Consider the following 3,909-nt stretch of genomic DNA (forward strand, 5'->3'; position numbering starts at 1 on the left):
GCGGCCGGTGCGGGCGCGGCAACGGCCGGCTGCACCGCCGCGGCCGGCTGCACCGCCGCTGGCGTGCGGGTTGAGGCCCGGCGGGTGCGGCGGCGGCTCTCGACGACGGGAGCCTCGGTCGTGAACGCGGCCTGCTGGGTGATGCCGCGCCGACGCGCCTCGTAATAATAGCCTCGCGCGTAGTTCGACACCGCCCGGTCGTGGTTGCCGTCCGCGACCCTGTAGGCGCCGGCCAGGTACTTCACCGCATAGGTGATGTTGGTCTCGGCATCGAGCAGGCCGTCCGGCCCGCCCTGGTAGCCCATGCCGCGTGCCGTCGCGGTCTTGATCTGCATCAGGCCCATGGCGCCCCCCCGGCCAATCGCGCGCGGATTGTAGCGGCTTTCCCGGATGACGATGCGGTGAACCAGTGACTCCGGCACGCCGTTGAGCCTTGCATGCTGCCGAATCAAGGCGTCGAGATGCGGCCGGCCGGACGACATCGCGGCCGCCTCTTCCCTGGTGATGGAGGCGGGAACGGAGCTGCCGGCGCCGAACAGCGCGGCGAAGATGTTGGTGGGCTGGGGCGGCGGCGCGGTGACCTCGACGGTCTCAGCGGCGCCGGGGGCAGCCGGCGCAGCGGCCACGGCCGGATGGCCTCCGAGCTCGGCCGGCCTCGGGGGCGGCAGCACGGCGGTGCGGACCGGCCGGAGCCGTCGCGAGCGCGCCGCCGCTTCCGGTGCAACGTCCTCGGTGACCGCCGGGGATCCGGCCTGGCCCAGGACGGCAGGTGCAGCCCGCCGTTCGAGGGCGGATGCCGGACAGGCGAGCAGCGTGAGGGCGGAGACGGCAAGCGCAGCGCGTAAAATCATTGAAGCCCCATGAACGGACCGCCTTGGTCCGGGCGAAATGGGGCTCAATCGAGGCGTGAGCCGTTGTGTCTTGGTTCTGAGCGGCCGAGTGCGGCCGAAAAGTCACGCCCTGGGCGCGAACAGGTCCGGGCGGCGCAGCCTCAGCGTTTGCACGAGCAGCATGGTCTTCATGTCCGGCACTCGGCCCTCGTCCGCCATGCGGGCGAGCTCGGCCAGCGGGATTTCGGAGACGGTGATGTTCTCGCCTTCCGTCTCGACGCCGCCGCCCTGGCCGGTGCGGTCCGCGGCCGTGTAGCTCGCCAGGAACAGGTGGATGCGCTCGCTCGAGATGCCCGGCATGGAATGGGCACACACCACGCGCTCCAGCGGGCCGAGCCGCAGGCCCGCCTCCTCGTCCGCCTCGCGCCGGGCGCCGGCTTCGGGATCGTCCTCGTCGAGAAGGCCGGCGATCGCCTCCAGCACCTCGGGCTCGCCGGTTGTCATGAGCACCGCCGCCCGGAGCTGGCGGACGAGGAGGGCGACGCGGCGCTCGGGGTCGTAGGCCAGCACCCCGGTCGCCTGGCCGTGATCCTCGACCTCGCGAGTCAGGGTCGAGCCGTCGCGCAGCCTGATCTGGAGCTTCAGCATGCGCCCCCAGCCGTCATAGACCGTTTCGCGATGCGCGATGCGGGGCAGGGCGCTCTCGTCCGCCATGGGCTCACCTCACCTCGAATGCGGCCGGGTCCCAATCCACCGCCGGGTAGCGAGGGTCCATGTCCTCCAGCGTGGCGCGCACAATGGCGGCGACGGCGGCGTTGCGGGCCCACTTCTTGTCGGCCGGGATCACGTACCAGGGCGCGGCACGGGTCGAGCAGCGGGCCAGCACCATCTCGTAGGCGTGCTGATAGGCGTCCCAGTGCTCGCGGTCCTCCAGGTCGCCGGGGCTGAACTTCCAGCGCTTGTCGGGGTCGTCGAGCCGGGCCTGCAATCGCCTCCGCTGCTCCTCCTTGGAGATGTGGAGCATAAACTTCACGATCCGGGTCGAGGACGAGATCAGGTCTTCGAAGGCGTTGATCTGGTCGTAGCGCCGCTCGATCACCTCGGGCGGCGCGAGGCTGCGGACGCGGCCGACCAAGACGTCCTCGTAATGCGAGCGGTTGAAGATGCCGATGGTGCCGCGCTGCGGGCAGGCCTTGTGCACTCGCCACAGAAAATCGTGCGCGAGGTCTTCCGAACTCGGCGCTGCAAAGGCCGTCACGGCCACGCCGAGCGGGCCCATGGTCCTGAACACGCCCCTGACGGTGCCGTCCTTGCCGCTGGTGTCGGTGCCCTGAAGGATGATCAGGAGCGCCCGCCGGCGCTCGGCAAAGAGCTTGTCCTGGAGCGCATCGATGGCCTCGGAATCCTCCTTGAGCTGCGCCTTGGCGCTCTCCTTGTCGCCGACGAGGCTGGTGTCGGCCGGGTCGTGCGCCGTCAGGTCCACCTTGCTGCGCGGCTTGACCAGGAGCTGGCGCCCGATGTTGCGACGGCGGCGGAACGCACTCACGGGCGAGGCCCGCGGGCGGCCGCTGCCGCAGTGGCAGCCAAAGTTGCGGCAAGCGCGCGTGAGGTCCAGATCACCATCCCCTCCTCGGCGCTTCTCGACTGGCGCACAACCCCGGCGAGGCGGACCCGTTCCCTGGCGAGCCGCCGCCGAGCTCCCGGGCTCGCGCAGCCGTGACCGCGGGGGTCTGGCCAGCGGCGTCGCGCCCCTCTAGCGTCCCGGTTCAACGCCGGATTTCGCTTGGCTCACCTCGCCTTCATCGCGCCGCCGTTCCGCGGGCACATGGACCCGATGCAGGCGCTGGCGCGCGAGATCCTGCGTCGCGGGCACCGGGCGACGTTTCTGCACATGCCGGATGCTCAACGGCTGATCACCGACGAGGCCATCGGCTTTCGGGCAGTCGGTCACGTGTCGCATCCGGCCGGGCATCTCGCCGCCGTGACGCGCCGGATGGCCCGGATCGAGGGGTTCTTCGGGCTCCCGGGCATCATCCGCGACGTGGCGGCCGCCACCGACATGCTGTGTCGCGAGCTGCCCGGCGCCTTGCGGGCTGTCGGCGCCGACATGGTGGTCTGCGATGGGACGGAGGCCGCGGGCGTGCTGGTCGCCCAGCATCTCGGCCTGCCGGCCGTCACCGTCGCCAACGCCCTGCCGCTGAACCGCGAGCCGGACGTGCCGCCGCCCTTCACCGGCTGGCGCTACGATCCGGGCCGCTGGGGGCGGGAGCGCAACCTCGGCGGCTACCGCGTGAGCGACCTCCTGATGCGGCCGCACGGCCGCGTCATCGCCGCCTATGCCGAGCGCTGGAAGCTGGGGCCCCGGCGGCATGTCGCGGATTGCCTGTCGGGGCTCGCCCAGATCAGCCAGACCGTCGCCGGCTTCGACTTTCCCCGGCGGGAGCTGCCGGAGGTCTTCCACCACGTCGGGCCGATCCGTGATCCGGCCGCTCCCGACCGCCGCGCCGAGGCCGAGCTGCCCCCGCCGGACGGCCGGCCGCTCGCCTATGCGTCGCTCGGCACGCTCCAGGGAGGCCGCGTTTCGCTGTTCCGGCGCATCGCGGCCGCCGGCGAGCGGGCCGGGTTCCGGCTGGTGATCGCCCATGGCGGACGAATGAGCGCCGGCGACGCCGCGCGGCTGCCCGGCTCGCCCACGGTCCACGCCTTCGTGCCGCAAGGGGCGGTCCTGGCCGAAGCCGATCTGGCCATCCTGAATGGCGGGCTCAACACGGTGATGGACGCCCTCGCCGCAGGCGTGCCGGTGCTGGCGCTGCCGATCGCGTTCGAGCAGGGCGCCATCGCGGCCCGGCTGGAATGGAACGGCGCCGGCCGCAAGCTGTCGCGCCGCTTTCTCGGCGTCCGGCGTCTCGCCCGCGAGGTGGATGCGGTCGGCCGCGGCCCTTCCCACCGCGTCGCTGCCGCGGGGCTCGCGGCCGAGATCGCCGCGGCCGGGGGCGTCTCCCGGGCGGCCGATATCGTCGAGCGGGTCTTGGCCACCGGCCGCCCCGTCGGCCCCGGGGAGCGGCCGGCGGCGGCCTCG

General features: G+C 72.5%; 4 protein-coding genes. 1 reads left to right on the forward strand and 3 read right to left on the reverse strand.

Features of this window, described 5'->3' with window-relative positions; genetic code table 11:
* From JWR86_RS10870 to JWR86_RS10880, 3 genes are all read right to left on the reverse strand, one after another.
* A partial coding sequence (locus tag JWR86_RS10870) for a lytic transglycosylase domain-containing protein (protein WP_299564952.1) occupies positions 1-626 on the reverse strand: 626 nt, incomplete at its 3' end.
* A 327-nt stretch (positions 627-953) separates the two neighbouring features.
* Complete coding sequence (locus JWR86_RS10875) at positions 954-1,544, reverse strand: NUDIX hydrolase (RefSeq protein WP_299564955.1); 591 nt, start codon at positions 1,542-1,544, stop codon at positions 954-956.
* A gap of 4 nt (positions 1,545-1,548) precedes the next feature.
* Complete coding sequence (locus JWR86_RS10880; RefSeq protein ID WP_299564958.1) at positions 1,549-2,376, reverse strand: polyphosphate kinase 2 family protein; 828 nt, start codon at positions 2,374-2,376, stop codon at positions 1,549-1,551.
* Positions 2,377-2,613: 237 nt separating this feature from the next.
* Between JWR86_RS10880 and JWR86_RS10885 the strand changes: the two genes are divergently transcribed.
* Positions 2,614-3,909 (forward strand): nucleotide disphospho-sugar-binding domain-containing protein (locus JWR86_RS10885; protein WP_299564961.1); only part of this gene is annotated, 1,296 nt, incomplete at its 3' end.

Origin of the sequence: Enterovirga sp. (assembly GCF_028290205.1) — a bacterium.
Taxonomy (GTDB): Bacteria; Pseudomonadota; Alphaproteobacteria; order Rhizobiales; family Beijerinckiaceae; genus Enterovirga.